The 16087-nt window shown below is 72.4% G+C and carries 11 protein-coding genes; 4 read left to right on the top strand and 7 right to left on the bottom strand.

Features of this window, described 5'->3' with window-relative positions:
- Nucleotides 1–16: 16 nt before the first annotated feature.
- The 3 genes from IT780_RS13620 (at nt 17) to IT780_RS13610 (ending at nt 4078) form a co-directional block, all read left to right on the top strand.
- The gene (locus IT780_RS13620) at nt 17–1264 is read left to right on the top strand and encodes a nucleotide sugar dehydrogenase (RefSeq protein ID WP_199511846.1); all 1248 of its coding nucleotides are present in this window, start codon (nt 17–19) and stop codon (nt 1262–1264) included.
- Nucleotides 1261–3351: an acyltransferase family protein gene (locus IT780_RS43090; RefSeq protein WP_307831170.1), complete on the top strand. Its 2091-nt coding sequence runs from the start codon at nt 1261–1263 to the stop codon at nt 3349–3351. The genes IT780_RS13620 and IT780_RS43090 overlap by 4 nt, the downstream gene beginning before the upstream one ends.
- A 235-nt stretch (nt 3352–3586) precedes the next feature.
- Nucleotides 3587–4078, top strand: coding sequence for a CAP domain-containing protein (locus IT780_RS13610; RefSeq protein WP_199511845.1), 492 nt, complete (start codon nt 3587–3589; stop codon nt 4076–4078).
- A 73-nt stretch (nt 4079–4151) separates the two neighbouring features.
- Here IT780_RS13610 and IT780_RS13605 read toward each other — a convergent pair whose 3' ends face one another.
- The 7 genes from IT780_RS13605 to ftsY form a co-directional block, all read right to left on the bottom strand.
- Nucleotides 4152–5189, bottom strand: a complete 1038-nt coding sequence (locus tag IT780_RS13605) for an O-methyltransferase (RefSeq protein ID WP_199511844.1) — start codon at nt 5187–5189, stop codon at nt 4152–4154.
- Between the two features lie 81 nt (nt 5190–5270).
- Nucleotides 5271–7784 (bottom strand): glycosyltransferase family A protein, encoded by a 2514-nt coding sequence (locus IT780_RS13600; RefSeq protein ID WP_199511843.1) that lies wholly within the window; start codon nt 7782–7784, stop codon nt 5271–5273.
- Between the two features lie 78 nt (nt 7785–7862).
- Complete coding sequence (locus IT780_RS13595) at nt 7863–10118, bottom strand: [protein-PII] uridylyltransferase (protein ID WP_199511842.1); 2256 nt, start codon at nt 10116–10118, stop codon at nt 7863–7865.
- A gap of 22 nt (nt 10119–10140) precedes the next feature.
- Nucleotides 10141–10479 (bottom strand): P-II family nitrogen regulator, encoded by a 339-nt coding sequence (locus tag IT780_RS13590; RefSeq protein ID WP_170148593.1) that lies wholly within the window; start codon nt 10477–10479, stop codon nt 10141–10143.
- A gap of 25 nt (nt 10480–10504) precedes the next feature.
- The gene (locus tag IT780_RS13585; protein ID WP_199511841.1) at nt 10505–11893 is read right to left on the bottom strand and encodes an ammonium transporter; all 1389 of its coding nucleotides are present in this window, start codon (nt 11891–11893) and stop codon (nt 10505–10507) included.
- A 247-nt stretch (nt 11894–12140) separates the two neighbouring features.
- On the bottom strand, nt 12141–12938 hold the full coding sequence (locus IT780_RS13580; RefSeq protein ID WP_199511840.1) for a phosphotransferase: 798 nt from the start codon (nt 12936–12938) through the stop codon (nt 12141–12143).
- A 69-nt stretch (nt 12939–13007) separates the two neighbouring features.
- On the bottom strand, nt 13008–14183 hold the full coding sequence (ftsY, locus tag IT780_RS13575; RefSeq protein ID WP_199511839.1) for a signal recognition particle-docking protein FtsY: 1176 nt from the start codon (nt 14181–14183) through the stop codon (nt 13008–13010).
- Nucleotides 14184–14403: 220 nt separating this feature from the next.
- Here ftsY and IT780_RS13570 point away from each other — a divergent pair, with 220 nt between their 5' ends.
- The gene (locus tag IT780_RS13570; RefSeq protein ID WP_199511838.1) at nt 14404–16080 is read left to right on the top strand and encodes an alkaline phosphatase D family protein; all 1677 of its coding nucleotides are present in this window, start codon (nt 14404–14406) and stop codon (nt 16078–16080) included.
- Nucleotides 16081–16087 lie beyond the last annotated feature (7 nt).

Genomic DNA, 16087 nt, shown 5'->3' with positions numbered 1-16087 from the left:
AAGGAGAACTTCTCTCGTGAGCTTCGACGTCGTCATCCTCGGCCTCGGGTACGTGGGGCTGCCGCTCGCGCAGCAGGCCACCCGGGCCGGCATGTCCGTGCTCGGCTTCGACGTCAACCCGGCCGTGGTCGAGGCGCTCGGCGCCGGCCGGTCGCACGTCGACGACCTGTCCGACGCCGACGTGGCCGAGATGGTGGCCGGCGGGTTCCGCACCACCACCGACGAGACCCGGATCGCCGAGGCGGGCACCGCGGTCATCTGCGTGCCGACGCCGCTGGCCGAGGGCGACGGGCCGGACCTGCGGGCCGTCACCGGCGCCACCGAGGCGGTCGGCCGCAACCTGCGGCCCGGCATGCTGGTCGTGCTGGAGTCCACGACCTACCCGGGTACGACCGACGACGTCGTCCGCCCGCTGCTGGAGAAGCTGTCCGGGCTGACCGCCGGCGTCGACTTCCACGTGGCGTTCTCCCCCGAGCGCATCGACCCGGGCAACGAGCGGTTCGGCGCGCACAACACCCCGAAGGTCGTCGGCGGCTACACCTCGGCGTGCACCGACAAGGTGGAGGCGTTCTACGGGCGGTTCATCCAGACCGTCGTGCGCACCCGCGGCACCCGCGAGGCGGAGACGGCGAAGCTGCTGGAGAACACGTACCGGCACGTGAACATCGCGCTGGTCAACGAGATGGCCCGGTTCTGCCACGAGCTGGGCATCGACCTGTGGGACGTCATCCACGCCGCGTCCACCAAGCCGTTCGGCTTCCAGGCTTTCTACCCGGGCCCGGGCGTCGGCGGCCACTGCATCCCGATCGACCCGAACTACCTGAGCCACAACGTGCGCAGCAAGCTCGGCTACCCGTTCCGCTTCGTCGAGCTCGCGCAGGAGATCAACGCCACGATGCCGGCGTACGTGGCCCGCCGCGCGCAGAACCTGCTCAACGCCGACGGGGTGGCCGTGCACGGCGCGAAGATCCTGCTGCTCGGGGTCACGTACAAGCCGAACATCGCCGACCAGCGCGAGTCGCCGGCCACGCCGCTGGCCCGTCAGCTCGCCTCGCTGGGCGCGGTGCTGACGTTCCACGACCCGTACGTCACCGAGTGGAGCGTGCCGCGTACCGACGACCTGGAGGGCGCCGCCGCGGCCGCCGACCTGGTGATCCTCGTGCAGCACCACCGCGAGTACGACGCCGACCACCTGGCGGGCATCGCCAAGCGCTTCTTCGACACCCGCGGCGTCACCACCAGCCGAGAGGCGCACCGCCTGTGATCGAGACGAGCCTCGCGCCCAAGGCGCCCCCTCATCCCCCGCAACATCGCCCCGGCAAGCACGCGGCACGCGAACGGTCGGCGTTCTTCCACCCCGGCTCACGGCACCGCCGCGACATCGAGGGGCTGCGCGCGGTCGCGGTGCTCCTCGTGGTCGCGTACCACTGCGGCCTGCCCGTCATCTCGGGTGGCTATGTCGGCGTCGACGTCTTCTTCGTCATCTCCGGCTTCCTGATCACCGGGCTGCTGCTGCGCGAGGCGCGTGACAAGGGCACGGTGTCCATCCCTCGCTTCTACGCCCGCCGGGCGCTGCGACTGCTGCCCGCCTCGACGGTCGTGGTGGTCGCCACGGTGGCGGCGGCCGCGCTCTGGCTGCCGCCGCTGCGGCTGGGCTCGATCCTGTCCGACGCGCTGCACACCACGATGTACGCGATGAACTACCGGCTCGCGGCCGTGGGCACCGACTACCTGAACGCCGACGCGGAACCGTCGCCGTTGCAGCATTTCTGGTCGCTGGCGGTGGAGGAGCAATTCTACCTCGTCTGGCCGCTGCTGATCCTGCTGTTCGTCCGCAGTGGCCGCGCGCGCCGGCTCGGTACGGTGCTGTCGGTGCTGACCGTGGGCTCGCTGGCCCTCTCGGTGTGGCAGACACAGCACAACGCGGGGTGGGCGTACTTCGGGGCGCACACCCGCGCCTGGGAGCTCGGCGTCGGCGCGCTGCTCGCGGTCAGCGCCGTGAAGCTGCCGCGCTGGTTCGTCCCGGCCGGGCTCGTCGCCATCGCCATCTCGGCCGTGCTGTACACCGCGGAGACGCCGTTCCCCGGGTACGCGGCCGTGCTGCCCGTGCTCGGCGCCGCCGCGGTCATCGCCGGGGGCACCGGCCGTCCCGCGGTAGTGCTGGGCCTGCCGGCGCTCCAGGCGATCGGTCGGCTCTCGTACTCGTGGTACCTCTGGCACTGGCCGGTGCTGCTGATCGCGCCGTACGCGGTGGGCCGCCCGCTGGCCACGTGGGAGAACGTGCTGGCCGCGATCGGCGCCCTGGTGCTGGCGGCGCTCACGTACGCGCTCGTGGAGAACCCCGTACGCCACCTTGCCGCCCTGCAGAACCGGCCGTGGCGCGGCATCGGCGTGGGCCTCGGGCTCTCGCTGCTCGCCGCCGGGCTCTGCTTCGCCATCACGGCGTCCGCCACGCACTTCGGCGGGACGAGCAACTACCGCGCCGCCGCGCTGAATCCCGCGACGTTCGACCCCGGCGAGCTGACCGCCGCGATCGCGGCGAGCGTGAGCGCCCCCGCGGTGCCCGCGAACCTGACGCCCCCGCTGGACAAGGCGATGAAGGACAAGCCGCGCTACTACAGCGAGGGCTGCTCCCAGGCCTTCGACGACGCGACGGTCAAGAAGCCCTGCGCGTACGGCGACCTCAACTCCCCCACCACGGTGGTGCTGTTCGGCGACTCCCACGCGGGACACTGGTTCCCGGCGCTGGAGGCGGCCTCGCTGCAGCGGCACTGGAAGCTCGTCGTGGTGACCAAGAGCGCGTGCACCGCGGCGGACGGCATGATCTACCTGCCGCAGCTCAAGCGCCAGTTCACCGAGTGCGTCCAGTGGCGCCACGACGCGTGGGAGTACGTCCGCTCCCTGCGCCCGGCGAAGGTCGTGATGGGCTCGACGTACCCGAGCAACGAACTGCTCGGGGTCACCGGCTCACAGGACGACGCCTGGGTCGCCGCGTGGAAGCGGTCGATCCGCGCGATGTCCGCGCCCGGCACGGACGTCTACTTCATCAGCGACACCCCGTGGCAGAACGGGCCCACGCCGGAATGCCTGTCGGCGCACATGGACCACCCTGCGGAGTGCGGGCGCAGCCGCGTGGGCGCGCTGGCCGCGCCGGCCCGGCGCAAGCTCATCGCGGCGGCGGCGCGGGCCGAAGGGGCGACGGTCATCGACCCGGTGCCGTGGTTCTGCACCGCGACGACGTGCCCGCCGATCGTCGGCGACATCCTGGTCTACCGGGACCAGCACCACATCACCACGGCGTACAGCCGGCTGCTGGCACCGCAGCTGGGTGCGGCGCTCGCATCGTCCTGACACCTGCGAACACCCGCGTGACGAGGCCCGGCGGTCATCCGCCGGGCCTCTTCGCACCCGTACGGCAACCCGCCGGCGACCACCGTCGTGACGGGAGCACGGCAGGCACCCGGGCGGCAACTCTCCCCTCACACCAAGGCACCTGAAACGGCATCAGCGCACCCCACCGGGCTTCCGAAGGGAATGGCGTACCTGGCGAACAAGCGCCGGGGCGGTGTTCTCGAAAGGTTGTCCCGTGCAGAAGAACCTCGTCCGTCGCCTCGCCACCCTCGCGCTGATCCCCGCCGCCGCGCTCATCGGCCTGGTCACGGTTGCGGCGCCCGCCGAGGCCGCCGTCGTCTCCACCTCGACGCTGCAGACCCAGATCGTGAGCCTGTCGAACCAGCAGCGCGTCAAGGCCGGCTGCCGGGCGCTGCGGGTCAACGCGGACCTGCTCTGGGCCGCCCGCGGCCACAGCAAGTACATGGCCACGACCGGCGTCTTCAGCCACACCGGCGCCCGCAACTCCACGTTCATCACCCGGGCCCGCGCCGCCGGCTACACCGCCGCGCGCAGCGAGAACATCGCCTGGGGCTACCGCAGCGCCGCCGAGGTCGTCAACGCGTGGATGCGCTCGCCGGGTCACCGCGCCAACCTGCTCGACTGTGGCGCCCGTACGTTCGCCGTCGGTGTCGTCTACTCGGCCAACGGCACCCCGTACTACACCCAGGACTTCGGTTCCCGCTGATAAGCCTTTCCCTCCCCCGAAAAAGGCGACCGGCCGGCATGCCCCCGCATGCCGGCCGGTCGTCTTTTCGTGGTCAGGCGGGTACGGCCGCCCCGCTGCGCGAGTACGACATGACCACGTGCCGTCCGAGCCGCTGCGGTTCGGCGGTGAGGCCGGTGATGTTCTCGGTCCAGCGGCGTACGGCGTCCTGCTCGTCGGGGCGGTTCGCGTCGTCGAGGACCACCGTGGCCACCGGCGCCAGGCGGCTCTCCAGCGCGTGCATCGCCGGGTACCGCGCGTCGGGCCCGGTGGCCGTCGGCGGGCCGTCGATCAGCAGCAGGTCGATGTCGCGCAGGTCGGCGAGCTTCTCCACGTCGTACCAGCGGTAGCTCTTGCCGTCCACGACGATGTCGCTCAGCGGGGCGGTACGCACCTCGGCCACCCCCGAGAGCCCGTGCGCGTCCAACTGCTCGCGGGTACGCCCGGCGTAGTCGGCATCGTGGTCGAGCGACACCAGCCGGCCGCCCAGCTTCTCCAGGGCGTACGCGAGCCACACCGTGGACGTGCCGCTGCCCAGCTCGACCACCAGCTGCGGGCGGCGCAGCCGCACGATGTGCAGCAGGTCCAGCAGTTCCGTCGGGTTCAGCGCGAAGTCGCCCGACGACGGCATCGGCGCGCGCGGCGTGAACTCGCCGAACAGCTGGAACATCGCCTCGATCTCGCGGCTCTGCGCGCGCAGCAGCAGGTCGGTGCCGTGGCCGTTCTGCCGCAGCCCGCGGGTGAGGCTGCGGGTCAGCTCCTGGTGCCGGTCGCCGGCGGTGAGCCGTTCCTTCTCCACGGCGGCGACGACGCGGCGCTGCATCTGCTCGACGACCACGCGCAGGTCGCGGTTCGCGGCCTGGTTCGCCCGGTGCAGCCCGCCCATCCACCGCGACAGGTGCAGGATGCCGAGCAGCACGCCCAGCAGCAGCACGGCGACCAGGGACGTGGCGAGGCCCTGGTGCCCGGTGGCGGCCGCGGCCCAGATACCGGCGACGACCGCCAGCACCACCATGAGGACAACCGCCTGCGGGCGGGTCAGGCTCCGCAGCCGGACCGCCAGCCGGCCACCGACGCTGGTCAGGCCACTCATCTGCGCAAAACCTCCGTTGTTCGCCGTCTTCGACACGTTCCCTAACGGCAGCGGCCGCCGCCCGTTACGCCCCGGACCGGGTCATGCGGGTTGGGGTTCCGGCAGCCGCTGGGCGGGCGCGACCGTGCGCGGCGCGTGCACCAGGCCGGCGATGCGATCGACGTACGGCTGGGCGTGGTGGGCCTTCGCCACGACAGCCCGCGCGCGGCGGCTCTGCTCGGCGAAGAGCACCCGGTCAGCGGTGTAGCGCTTGATCAGCCCGGACACCTCGGACGGGGCACAGTAGACGGCGGCGTCACCGAACACGGCCGCGTGCCGTTCGGGCGTCACCACGACGCAGCCCTGCGCGGCCGCCTCCAGGGCCGGCCGGGAGAACGTCTCCACCGCCTCCGGATGCGGGAAGTGCAGGTAGAAGTCCAGCTGGTGCAGGAACGTCCGCAGGGTCAGGTCCCCGGCCTCGTAGACGAGGTGCGCGCGGGGGCCGCCCAGGCTGAAGTCCGTACGCGGCCAGTCCGGCAGCCGCAGCCGCACGTCCACCCGGGCCAGGTCGTCGTACACGTACAGCGACTCCCGAGCGTCGCGCGGCCACACTCCCTGGTCGCACAGGTCGGTGCCGACCACGGGCCTGTCCCGGGTAGCGCCGTCGCGGACCGCCGCCCAGCGCTCGGTGCCCACGACGGTCGGCATGTCCCACGGCGTCAGCTCGATCCACGGCTCGTCCGCGCGCAGCGCCGAGCGCACCTCCGGATCCTGCGGGCACCACAGCACCGGCGCCTCGAACAGCCGCTCCGCCGTACGCGTGCACGCCTGCGGCTCGTAGCGGTGGTCGAGGCCGTCGCGGCGTACCGGGGCCTGGTCGGCGACGACGAGCACCTGGCGAGGCCGCAGCAGGCACTCGTCGCCCGGCGCGAACTGCAGCACGGCGGCGTGCCGCACGATCAGCAGCGCGGCCTCGGCGACGTCGCCGGTGAGCACCTGGCCCACCCGGCCCGTGTTGATCATCTTCTGGACCGGGTCGCACAGCGCGTGCCGGCGCCGCGCGAACGGCCGCCCCGACTCGAGGTGCAGCACGGCGACCCGCAGCCCCCGGTCCGTGAGCGCCCGCAGCTCCTCGATCGCGGACAGCTGCGGGCCCTGCAGGAACCGCCAGTCGCCGGCCATCACCACGTCGTACTCGGGTCGGGGCGGGGCCTCGCCGCGGGCGTACCGGAGGTGGTCGGGCGCGGCGAACGGCCGCTCGCCGCCGTCCCGCGGCAGGTGGGGCTTCGCCGCCCGGGCCGCGATCCGGCCGTGCCACTGCTGGTACGCCGACGAGTACGCCACCCGCGCCGGGTGCATCCAGTACGCCCGGATCTCCGACCGCGACAGCGAGCCCTGGGACAGCCGGATCAGCGCGAGCGGTTCCGACTCGACGTGGCGTACCGCCCGGTCGCCGTAGACCGCGCGCATCCGGCCGATGTACTCGGAGTCGGCGGCCTTGCGGACCCGGTCGAAGTAGCCGATCCGGTCCATCACCACCTGGCGGCGGAACATCAGCGACGACGGGTTGAAGCGGCCGCGGCGTACGGCCGGCCGGGTCAGCACGAGGTGCTCAGTGACCGCCAGGCCGTCGCTGGTCGTGGCGACCACGCGGGGGTTCTCCAGCAGCGGGCGGACCTGCAGCTCCAGGCGGCGCGGGTGGGACCAGTCGTCGGAGTCCTGGAACGCGACGAACTCGCCCTCGGCGGCGTCGAGCCCGGCGTTGCGGCCGGCGTACGTGCCCTGGTTGAACGGCTGCTTCACCAGCCGGACCCGCGGCCCCAGCGCCACGGCCCGCTGCAGCACCTCGTCGAACTCCGGCGGCGAGGCGTCGTCCACGATGATCACCTCGACGTTGCGCCAGGACTGGGCCAGGATCGACCGGACCGCGGTGATCAGCCCCTCGTCGGGGTGGAACGCGGTGACGATCACGGAGACCCGGTGCGGCTCCTCGACCGGCGCGGCCTCGGCGGCGGCGGTCAGCCGGTCGAAGGGTGGCAGGCCGTTCGCCGGCTCCAGCGCCGGGTACGGCCTCGGCATCAGCCGCTGGAACGCGGCGAGCCACGGCGCCACGGGCAGGCCGTCGTCGCCGGTCAACGGGTTGGCCACGTCCATCTCGAGGTCCGTGCGGACGGCCGCGCTGATGTCCGGGTACGCCGCCAGCAGCTCGCGCGCCGCGGCAGCGCCCCGCCACGTGTACGTCAGCTGGGCGTGCAGCCCCTGATGGGCGCCCGGGACGGCCGGGGCGCCGAGCGCGGTGCGGACCAGCTCGTAGAGGGCCAGCGCGTCGTCGCGGTCGCCGGGCAGCATGTCCTGCAACGCGATCGTCTGCGCCAGCCCGGCGATCACGGACGGGCGCACGTCGGCGCGGATCCGCCGCAGCCACTCGGCGTCACCGCCGCGCGCGGCCGCCAGCAGCTCCTCGTACGTGGTCCCGGTGTCCCGCAGCGCCGTGTACCCCAGCAGCCGCCGCATCTCCAGCGACCGCAGCCGGATCGCGACCGGCGGCACGGACCGCTGGACGTGGTACCGGGCGACCCTCAGGTAGTCGTCGAGCAGACCGGCTGGATCCCCCATGCGGCAACAGACCTCTTCGCTACGCCCTGAAATGACATAGAGCGCAACGCCTGCGACCCGCGGGAGGTGACGACGTTCTCAGACCACGCCCAGCACGGCGGCCTCGACCCGGGCCCGTTCCGCCTCGTCCGCCCAGCCTCCGACGAGGTAGAACGCGTCCACCACGTCACCGCCCAGCGTGGAGATCCGCGCGGCGCGCACCTCGGCGCCCGCGTCGTCGAGCGCCGTGGCGACACGGAACAGCAGCCCCGACGAGTCGGGTGCGCGCAGCTCCAGCACGACCGCGTCGGTAGCGGCCTCACGCAGCCACACCACGCGCGGCGCCGCGCCACCCCGGTCCGACTTCGCCCGCGCGCGCAGCCGCTGGGTCACGGACACGTCCCCGACGGCCACCCGGCGCAGGTCCGCGGCGAGCGCCACCGGGTCGGCCGGGGAGCCGTACCGGGGCTGGGTGGTGAACTCGACGATGGCGCGGCCGTCCACCGAGCACGCGTCCGCGGCGATCACGTCGAGGCGGTGCAACGCCAGGCACGCCGCCACGCTGCCGAGCAGGCCCCGGCGGTCGGCCGCGGCCACAGCGACCCGGTCACCCTCCAGGTGTACGGCGGGCAGGTCACCCTCGAGCAACTCCGGGTCGGGCTGGGGCGGCGCGGGCAGGGCACCCGTGTCGAGCGCGGTGTGGACCCTGCGGACGAGCTCCTCGATCAGCCGTCCCTTCCAGTCGGACCAGGCCGCGGGGCCGGTGGCGTGCGAGTCGGCCCGGGCCAGCGCGTGCAGCAGGTCCAGCGTTCCGGTGTCGCCGACCGCCTCGGCCACCGTCGAGATCGTCACCGGGTCGCTCAGGTCCCGCCGGGTGGCGATGTCGGGCAGCAACAGGTGCAGGCGGACCAGCTTCTCCACGGTGGCCACGTCGGCGGGCGGCAGGCCGATCCGGGTGGCGATGTCGGCGGCGATCGGGGCGCCCACGGTGCTGTGGTCGCCGGGCAGCCCCTTGCCGACGTCGTGCAGGAACGCGCCGATCAACAGCAGGTCGGGACGTTCCACGTCGCGGGCGTACGCGCTGGCCTCGTACGCCGCCTGCACCAGGTGCCGGTCCAGCGTGAACCGGTGCACCGGGTGGTGCTGCGGGAGGCTGCGCATCCGGGCCCACTCCGGCAGCCAGGCGTCGATCAGCCCGTACCGGTCGCAGGTCTCCCAGGCCGGCAGCAGGCCCGGACCGGATCCCAGCAGCGAGACCAGCGCTGCCCGGGCCGCGGCCGGCCACGGCGTCGGCAGCGGCGGGCAGAAGGCGGCGAGCCATTCGCAGGTGGCCCGGGCGATGGGCAGCCGCACGGTCGCGGCCGCGGCGGCCACCCGCAGCGAGAGCGTCGGATCCGGGACCGGGCCGATCGCGGTACGCGCGAGCACCAGCTCGCCGTCCTGTTCGACCACGTCGCGGGCCACCGGGCGGCGGACCGGGCGGCCCGGGGCCACCCCGCGGCGGCGTCCGCTGCGCAACCGGTCGGCGGCCCGCCACGCGTCGTCCAGGGCGTGCGCGATCGTCCGGGCGTCCCCCGCCACGCGCCGCAGCAGCGTGTCCCCGTCGTCCAGTTCCAGCAGCTCCGCGACCGTGCCGCGTTCCTGCGCGACGAGCCGGTCGACCCGGCGGCCCACGGCCAGGTGCAGGGCGTCGCGCGTGTCCAGCAGGCGCAGGTCGGCCGCGCGCACCGCGGGGCGCAACGTGTCGGCGACCCCGGCCCGGCCGATGCCGCGCAGGATCGTCATGTCGCGCAGCCCGCCGGCGGCCTCCTTGAGATCGCCCTCCAGCAGGAACGCGAGCTCGCCGTGGGTCGCCCACCGCGTCGCGGTGATCTCCTTCAGCTGCGGGAGCAGGCGTACGGCGGTGCGTCGCCACTGGTCTCCACTGGCGGCGATCAGCTCGGCGGACAGCGCGGCGTCGCCGGCGAGGTGCCGCGCGTCCAGCAGGCCCAGCGCGACCTTCACGTCGTCGTGCGCCACCGACAGCGCCTCGGGGAGCGTCCGCACCGAGTGGTCGAGGCCCAGCCGGGCGTCCCAGATCGGGTACCAGAGCGCGGAGGCGATCCGGTCGATGCCGGCCGTGCCGTTGTGCAGCAGCACGAGGTCCAGGTCGCTGTACGGCGCGCAGTCGCGCCGGCCCAGCCCGCCCACGGCGATCAGGCTCACGCCGGGCAGGTGGCTGGGGAACATCCGGGCCAGCCACGCATCGAGCGCCGCGGCCCGGTCAGCCCGGGCGGCGGCGCCGATGTGTGTCCTCTGATCGGCGGGCGAGCCGCCGGACGGCACCCGAGGCACCGCCGACGGCTCACTCACCATGTAATTCACTCGTGTCCGACAATCAGAGCGCGTCGAGCCCGCGCTCGCCGGTACGGACCCGGACCACGTCGTCGACCGACGTGACCCACACCTTGCCGTCGCCGATCTTGCCGGTCCGGGCGGAGGTGACGACCGCGTCGACGACCTTCTCGACGTCGATCTCGTCCGTGACGACCTCAACCTTGATCTTGGGCAGGAACTCCACCGTGTACTCGGCGCCCCGGTACACCTCCGTGTGGCCCTTCTGCCGTCCGTAGCCCTGTACCTCGCTCACCGTCAGCCCGGCGACGCCCAGTGCGTGCAGCGCCTCCTTCACCGCGTCGAGCTGGTACGGCTTGATGACCGCGGTCACCAGCTTCATGCTCAGTCCCTCCATGTCAGAGAACTTAACCGGCGACCTTCTGGCTGACGTCGGCCTTGCCGTCAGCGTCGATGGACGGGGAGTTGGTGAGGCCGGCCATCGCGAACGCGCCGCCGCCGCCGGAACCGCCGGCCGGGGTGAGGTCGTAGCCGGTCTCGCCGTGGTCGGCGATGTCGATGCCGGAGATCTCGGCCTCCTCGGTGACCCGCAGGCCCTTCGCGGCCTTGATGATCAGCGCGATCACCGCGGCGATGGCGAAGGAGTAGAGGGTCACGACGAAGCTGCCCAGGAACTGACGGCCCAGCTGGGTGAGGCCGCCGCCGTAGAACAGGCCCTCGCTCGCGTTGAGGATCTTGCTGTCGGTGATGCCGGCGTTGACCTGCGCGGTGGCGAAGAAGCCGATCGACAGCGAGCCGATCCAGCCGCCGACGAAGTGGACACCGACCACGTCGAGCGAGTCGTCGTAGCCGAAGCGGTACTTCAGGCCGACGGCAAGGGCGCAGACAGCGCCGGCGATGAGGCCGATCAGCACGGCCGGCAGCGGGGCGACGAAGCCACACGCCGGGGTGATGGCGACCAGACCGGCGACCGCACCGGAGGACGCGCCGACCAGGGTCGGCTTGCCGTCGCGGATCCACTCCACCACGACCCAGCCGACCAGCGCGGCGGCCGTGGCGACCTGGGTGTTGATGAACGCGAAGACCGTGGTGCCGTCGACGGTGAGCTCGGATCCCGCGTTGAAGCCGAACCAGCCGAACCACAGCAGGCCGGCGCCGAGCGCCACGAACGGCACGTTGTGCGGGCGCATGTTCTCCCGCGGCCAGCCGATGCGCTTACCGAGGATGAGGCACAGCGCCAGCGCGGCCGCACCGGCGTTGATGTGGACCGCCGTACCGCCGGCGAAGTCGAGGGCGCGGATCTTGGCGCCGATGAAGCCGCCGCCCCAGACCCAGTGCGCGACCGGGACGTAGACCAGCGTGAACCAGGCCAGCGCGAAGATGACCCAGCCGCCGAACTTCATGCGGTCCGACACCGCGCCGCTGATCAGCGCGACCGTGATGATGGCGAACATCATCTGGAAGGCCATGAAGGCGTACGTGGGGATGCCGGTGTTCGCGCCGAAGAAGAGCCACTCCTCGGTGATCGCGCCGGTGCCCGTACCGAAGTAGGTCGAGAAGTTACCGATGATGTTGTTCAGGCCCGCGCTGCCGTTGACACCGAAGGCCAGAGTGAAGCCGTACAGAACCCACAGGATGGAGACGAGCCCGATGCACGAGAAGCTCATCATCATCATGTTCAGTACGCCCTTGGACCGGTTGAGGCCGCCGTAGAACAGCGCCAGACCGGGTGTCATGAGCAAAACGAGCGCAGACGACAGGAGCAACCAGGCGGTATTGCCGGTGTTGATCTCCACGCTGCCTCCTCTCGGTTAGGTGTCTCCCATGCCCACGCCGCGGCGCAACCGAGAGCGGGGCTCATCGGCCTTCCGGGCAGCGTCGCGCCGGAGGACCGGTGTGGCGGGAAGCCTTCCGGTCAGCTGTTTCGCGCACGGTCTACGCGCGGTTTCCGGCGCGTGACCGGTTGTTTCGTACGTGTGAAGAAACTCTCACAGGCCCGTGGCGAAAACGGCGTGAACAGGGGCCAAAGCCCCGAGAGGAGTGTTACCTGAGCGCGTACTCGAGCGTGTGCCGCTCGTAGTCGAGCAACCGCAGGTCGCGCATCGGCCGGCGCAGATGGCCCTTGTGCACGATCCGCACGAACGCGGGGTCGCCGGCCGCGGCCATCCGCCGGATGCCCTCGACGTGGTCCACGATCCGCTTGCGGATGGTCCGGACCAGGCGGTGCCGGTCGCGCGGGATCAGGCCGTACGCGTCCGCGAACAGCCGCAGCCGCCGCGGCCGGTTGGGCCGCTTCCATCCCAGCGTGTACGAGTCCCGGTCGCTGAACAGCGGCACCCACGTCCACGCCGCATACGCCACGTCGTAGATGCGCGCGCCCGGCGAGGCCAGGTCGAAGTCGATGAGCGCGAGGGTGCCGTCGGGACGCCACACCACGTTGTGCGGAGCGGCGTCGTGGTGGCAGATCACCTCGGTGTCGGGCGGCGGCGGGCCGAAGCTGCGCCACACCGCGTTGGGCGGGGGCTGGAAGCCGTACTGCGCGTCGTGGAACATCCGCAGCATCGTGGCGACCGTGACCAGCGCTTCCTCGGTGGTCCAGTGCGGGGCGAGCGGATACTCACCGCACTCGCCGTCGAGGTACGACAGGACCTCGCGGCCCTTCTCGTCCATCCCGAGGGCGTGCGGCGACCCGGTGAAACCGACCCTCTGCAGGTGGTTGAGCAGCGAGTGCACGGCCGGCGTCCATGGGCCGGCGTTGCGGCGCACGGTGTCGCCGACCCGCGAGACCGTGCTGACGTTGCCGCCGTGCAGAGGGATCTCGCGGACGGGCTCTTGCGTCACCCACGACCTCCCCTGGAAATGCGCTCTCCCCTGGAAATGCGCTGATGCACAGGCCTGCCGTCCCCGAGACTACGCGTCGGAGCCAAGCAACGCCTCGACGAAGGCGGCGGGCTCGAACGGTGCGAGATCGTCAGGACCCTCGCCCAGACCCACCAGCTTCACCGGGATGCCCAGCTTGCGCTGCACGGCGATGACGATGCCGCCCTTCGCGGTGCCGTCCAGCTTGGTCAGCACGACGCCGGTCACGTCCACCACCTCGGTGAACACCCGCGCCTGCTCCAGGCCGTTCTGGCCGGTGGTGGCGTCCAGGATGAGCAGCGTCTCGTCGACCGGCCCGTGCTTCTCCACGACCCGCTTGACCTTGCCCAGCTCGTCCATGAGGCCGACCTTGTTCTGCAGCCGGCCGGCGGTGTCGACGAGCACCGTGTCGATGCCGGTGTCGATGCCCCGCTTCACGGCGTCGAACGCGACGCTCGCCGGGTCACCGCCCTCCGGGCCGCGTACGGTCTCCGCGCCGACCCGCTCGCCCCAGGTGGCCAGCTGCTCCGCGGCGGCCGCCCGGAACGTGTCCGCGGCGCCGAACAGCACCGTACGCCCGTCCGCGATCAGCACCCGGCCGATCTTGCCGCAGGTGGTGGTCTTGCCGGCCCCGTTGACGCCGACGACCAGCACGACCGCGGGGCGCCCGTCGTGCGGGGCGGTCCGCAGGCTGCGGTCCATCTCCGGGTCCAGCGCCGCGGTCAGCTCCTCGGCCAGCTGCTGGCGCACCTCGGCGACCGTACGGGTCCCCAGCACCCGCACCCGCTCCCGCAGCCGCTCGACGAGGACCTGGGTCGCCTCGACGCCGACGTCGGCGCTGATCAGGCTGTCCTCGATCTCCTCCCACGCGTCCTCGTCGAGGTGGTCGCGGGAGAGCACGCTGAGCAGCCCCCGCCCGAAGACGCTCTGCGACCGGCTGAGCCGCGCCCGCAGCCGCACCAGCCGGCCCGCGGTGGGTTCGGGCCGCTCCACGGCGGGCGCCTCGACCACCGGCTCCTCGACGACCGAGGGCTCGGCCGGGCGCTCGATGAGCGGCGGCAGCGTGTCGGTGGACGGCACGGCGGGCGGCCGCTCGAGCGTCGTCGTGCCCGCACCGCTCTCCCCGCGCGGCGGCAGCTCACGCCGGCGCAGGCGCGGCACGACGAGACCCACGGCCCCGACGATCAGCACCGCCAGCAGGATCAGGGAGGCGACCACGTATTCCATGGACGAAATCCTGACAGATGAGCCGGGCGGGCGTGGTGCCACCCGTCCGTGTCCCCCGCCACGCCCCCTTGTCGGCCCCGGTCAGGCCGCAGGTCATCCGTTCGGCCACGCGGCGTCACCTGCCGGTACCAGATAGCGCCCTGGCAAAAAGCCGGACGGCTGGGGAGGATGGAAACATGCTTATCCCCACGGCGCCCACGCTTGTCCCCACGGCGCCTCGGTGAGCGCACACCTGCTCATCGGCCCGGTGCTGCGGCGCGTCGTGGGCGACAAGGCAACGATCTGGGTGGAAACGACAAGCCCCACGCAGGTGCGGGTCGAGGCCACCGGCGGGGGCGCCGGCACGACGTCCACGTTTTGCGCGTACGGGCACCACTACGCGATCGTGGTGGTCGAGGGCCTGCCCGCGGGCGCCGCGTCGGAATACCGCGTGTTCCTCGACGAGCGGAAGGTGTGGCCGCAGGACGACTCGCCGTACCCGCCCAGCGTGATCGTGACCCGCCCGGCCGACGACGCCGCCCCGGTCAGCATGATCTTCGGCTCCTGCCGGGAGGCCACCCCGCACGCCACCGGCCGCCGCCTGCCGCCCGACGCGCTGGACGCGTACGCCCGGCGGTTGATGGCCGACCCCGGCGACCCGGACCGGCGCCCGGACCTGATCGTGCTCCTCGGCGACCAGGTGTACGCCGACAAGACGTCGGCGAAGGTGCGGCGCTTCCTGCGCCGCCGCCGCGAGGCCGGCCACGACGGCCCGGCGCGCGAGGTCGTGTCCTTCGACGAGTACACGAAGCTCTACCTCGAGTCGTGGCGTGATCCCGAGATCCGCTGGCTGCTGGCCACGGTGCCGAGCGTCATGATCTTCGACGACCACGAGATCATCGACGACTGGAACACCTCGGCGTCCTGGCGCGCGGACATGTCGGCGCAGCCCTGGTGGCGGGAACGCATCGCGAGCGGCCTGGTGACCTACTGGATCTACCAGCACCTGGGCAACCTCAGCCCCGACGAGCTCGCCGCCGACCCGCTCCTGGCCAAGATCCAGTCGGTCCCGGACGCCACGGACCTGCTGCACGACTTCGGCCGCTCGGTGGACGAGCCGTCGTCGGCGGAGAACGTGGACGGCCCGTACCAGTGGAGTTTCGCCCTGGACATCGGCCGCACCCGCCTGGTCATGCTCGACAACCGCTGCAACCGCGTCCTGACCCCCCGCCGCCGCGAGATGCTGCCCGCGCCGGAATGGGGCTGGTTCCTCGACCAGGCCCACGGCGACTACGACCACCTGGTGGTGGGCTCGTCACTCCCGTGGCTGATGCCGCCGGCGATCCACCACGTCGAGGCCTGGAACGAGAAGGTCGCGGACTCGGCCGGACCCCGCCGGGCAGCCTTCGCGGAAACCGTACGCCGCGCCTTCGACCTCGAACACTGGGCGGCCTTCCGCCGCTCCTTCGACGCCCTCACGGAACTGTTCCGCCGGCTCGGCGAGGGAGACCGCGGCGATCGCGTCGGCGCAGGCGGAGCGTACGCGGCCCCGGCCACGATCAGCGTTCTCTCGGGCGACGTGCACCACTCGTACGTGGCCCGCGCGCTCCTCGGCCCGCACGTCCGTACGCCCGTGCACCAGCTGACCTGCTCCCCCATCCACAACCAGGTCCCGGCGCCGCTGAAGCCGCTGATGAGGTTCAGCTGGTCCCGCGTGGCGGCCCGGGGAATGCGCGGCCTGGCCCGGTCGGCGGGCGTGGAAAGGCCCGCGGTGACCTGGAAGAGACTCGCGGGCCCCTACTTCGGCAACGCGGTCAGCACGTTGCGCCACAACGGCCCGGAAGCCCACGTCACCCTCGAAGGTACGACCAAACAGGGCAACCTCTTCACGGTGGCGAAGCTTCCCCTCACCGACTGAACCGTCA

The sequence above is a fragment of the Nucisporomicrobium flavum genome, from assembly GCF_016464385.1.
In the GTDB taxonomy this organism is placed as follows: Bacteria; Actinomycetota; Actinomycetes; order Mycobacteriales; family Micromonosporaceae; genus Actinoplanes; species Actinoplanes flavus_A.
This window is presented reverse-complemented; position numbering and strand designations above follow the sequence as displayed.